The 2,570-nt window shown below is 65.8% G+C and carries 4 protein-coding genes; 2 read left to right on the forward strand and 2 right to left on the reverse strand.

The genetic code is table 11. The features are described 5' to 3' along the window. The first annotated feature begins 18 nt into the window (after nt 1-18). Together RBR29_RS11895 and RBR29_RS11900 are read left to right on the forward strand one after the other, a co-directional pair. A complete protein-coding gene (locus RBR29_RS11895) occupies nt 19-714 on the forward strand; it encodes a response regulator (RefSeq protein WP_320349525.1) in 696 nt (231 codons plus the stop codon). 102 nt (nt 715-816) lie between these two features. After that, complete coding sequence (locus RBR29_RS11900; protein ID WP_320349526.1) at nt 817-1,344, forward strand: Spy/CpxP family protein refolding chaperone; 528 nt, start codon at nt 817-819, stop codon at nt 1,342-1,344. Nucleotides 1,345-1,387: 43 nt separating this feature from the next. Here RBR29_RS11900 and RBR29_RS11905 read toward each other — a convergent pair whose 3' ends face one another. Both RBR29_RS11905 and RBR29_RS11910 read right to left on the reverse strand, forming a co-directional pair. After that, nucleotides 1,388-1,921, reverse strand: a complete 534-nt coding sequence (locus RBR29_RS11905; protein ID WP_320349527.1) for a C40 family peptidase — start codon at nt 1,919-1,921, stop codon at nt 1,388-1,390. Nucleotides 1,922-1,944: 23 nt separating this feature from the next. Continuing rightward, a partial coding sequence (locus RBR29_RS11910; protein WP_320349529.1) for a YggS family pyridoxal phosphate-dependent enzyme occupies nt 1,945-2,570 on the reverse strand: 626 nt, incomplete at its 5' end.

Consider the following 2,570-nt stretch of genomic DNA (forward strand, 5'->3'; position numbering starts at 1 on the left):
ATGCGCGAGGGGTGAGACATGCGGATTCTGGTGGTCGAGGACGAACCCAAGCTGGCCGAGGTGCTGCGAACCTACCTGCAGGCGGCAGGCTATGACGTGTGTTGCGTCGGTGATGGCCTGGCTGTCATGCCCTTGCTTGAACGCTGGAAGCCCGACCTGGTCCTGCTGGATCTGATGCTGCCGGGACGTGATGGCCTGGATGTATGCCGCGATATCCGCGCCAGTGGGTCGATTCCGGTCATCATGGTCACCGCGCGCACTGAAGAAATCGATCGTCTGCTGGGTCTGGAACTGGGGGCCGATGACTATATCTGCAAGCCCTACAGTCCCCGCGAGGTCGTGGCCCGCGTCAAGGCGGTTCTGCGTCGCAGCGCGCCCCCCGCGCCGGCCGGGGACCGCAAGGCCAGTGGCCTGGAGATCGATGAGGACGCCTGGATGGCCCGCCTGGATGGTGTGCTGCTGGATCTGACGCCGGTTGAATTCCGTCTGCTGGCGCTGCTGGCCAGCCAGCCGGGGCGCATTTTTTCCCGCGACCAGGTGCTGGATGGGTTGTACGATGACCATCGTGTCGTCACCGACCGGACCGTGGACAGCCATGTCAAGAACCTGCGTCGTAAACTGGCGGCCGTGCGCCCGGACGCAGACTTGATCCGGGCTGTCTATGGGGTGGGCTATCGGTTGGATCTTGCAGGGGATGTCGGCGCTTCTCCATGAAATCTTCACGATTTGCGCATTTTTGCGCCGCATTCGGGTTCTAAGCTGTCTTCATCGCGGCCCCATCGGGGGGCTGCCGGAACTGAAGCAAGGAAGACCGTCATGAACCTCACCCATGTCACTCGTACTCGTTCGCTCTCCGCGCTGGCTCTGGTCACTGTTCTGGCCGCCGCGCCTCTGGCCGTCTCGGCGGCTCCCGGCATGTTCAACGGAGGCGGACCCTGCCCGTATCAAATGAATAGTGCCGATGCCGGCCGTTTTGGTGGCGCACAGGGCCGCTCCGGTATGCAGGGCGGCTCCGGTATGCAGGGCTTGCGTGCCCTGAATCTGAGTCAGGACCAGCAGGACCGGATCTTCAAGATCCGCAATGCGCAGGCCCAGGCGCTCTACGATGGGAGAAAGGGCGTGTGGGCCGCGCGCGATGCGCTGCAGGATATCGCTCGTGCTGACACATACGATGAATCCAAGGCCCGGCAGGCGGCCGAGGCGCTGGGGCGGGCTCAGTCGCAGATGGCCTTGCTGCGCGCCCAGGCCGAGGCGCAGATCCATGCGGTGCTGACGCCTGAGCAGCGCCAGCAATTGGCGGCCATGCAAACGTTCCGGCGCGCCGGAAACCGTGCCGGATTCTGATCCTTTCGTCCCATCTGGCGTCCGCCCATCCGGCGGACGCCTTTCATTGCGCAAACAGGGTGCCGACCGACTGGAAATGGCGTCGGTAGTAAGGGTTGTCCAAGCGGTCGATGCGGACCTGGCCGCCGGTGGACGGTGCGTTGATGAAGCGCCCGTCGCCCAGATAGATCCCCATGTGCGAATTCGGTCGGCCCAACGTGTCGAAGAACACCAGATCGCCCGCCCGCAGTTCACGGCGCGGGACAGGGCGGCTCATGCGGGCAATCTGTTCGGTGTTGTGGGGCAGAGAGGTACCGGTGGCGGTGCCGAATACGTATTTGACCAGGCCGCTGCAATCAAAGCCGTGCTGGGCCTGGGATCCGCCATAGCGATAGCGGGTGTCCAGCAGGCTCAGGGCGGTCATGATGACCTCGGTGCGTTGCGCCGGATCGATGCGAGGGCTGGGCAAGGCGGGCGGTTGGCTGCCAGGGCCGGCGCAGGCGGCCAGCCACAGACACAGCAGGGTAGCCGCCAGGGCGCGGATAGTGGACCACCCTGGGCTGGGGCGGGGCGCGGCGCAGGGCGGGCTGGCCGTCATGGGTGGATGCGCCAGGCCCAGGCCTAACCGGCCTTGCCTTCGGGCCAGTAGTGGCTGTCGGGCAGAGCGCGGGCGCCGAAGATCGCCTGGCCGACGCGCACGGTGGTGGCGCCTTCCTCGATGGCCCATTCGAAATCCCCGGACATGCCCATGGACAGTTCTGCGAAATCCGCGCCCTGAGGCGCGTCCTGGCGCAGTTGGTCGCGCAGCGAACGCAGCAACTGGAAGCAGGGGCGCACATGGGCCTCGTCCGGGGAAAACAGGGCCAGCGTCATCAGGCCGCGTATCCGCAGCGCGCTGTAGGCGGGCAGGGCGCGGGCGAAGTCCAGAACCTGTTCGGGCGCCAGGCCGAACTTGCTGGCCTCGCCGGACGTGTTCACCTGCACGAAGACATCCAGGCTGCGGCCGGCTTCCTGCAGGCGGCGGTCCAGGGCCTCGGCCACGCGCAGGTTGTCCAGCGCCTGGAATTCCTGGGCGAAACGGGCCACGAATTTGGCTTTGTTGGTCTGCAGATGGCCGATCACGGCCCAGCCCAGATCGGTCAGGTCGGCCATGGATTCCCATTTGCCGTAGGCTTCCTGGACCTTGTTTTCGCCCAGCAGGCGGCAGCCTGCCGCATAGGCCATGCGGATGCGGGCTTCGTCCACGG

Origin of the sequence: Castellaniella sp. (genome assembly GCF_034007085.1) — a bacterium.
Taxonomy (GTDB): Bacteria; Pseudomonadota; Gammaproteobacteria; order Burkholderiales; family Burkholderiaceae_B; genus Castellaniella.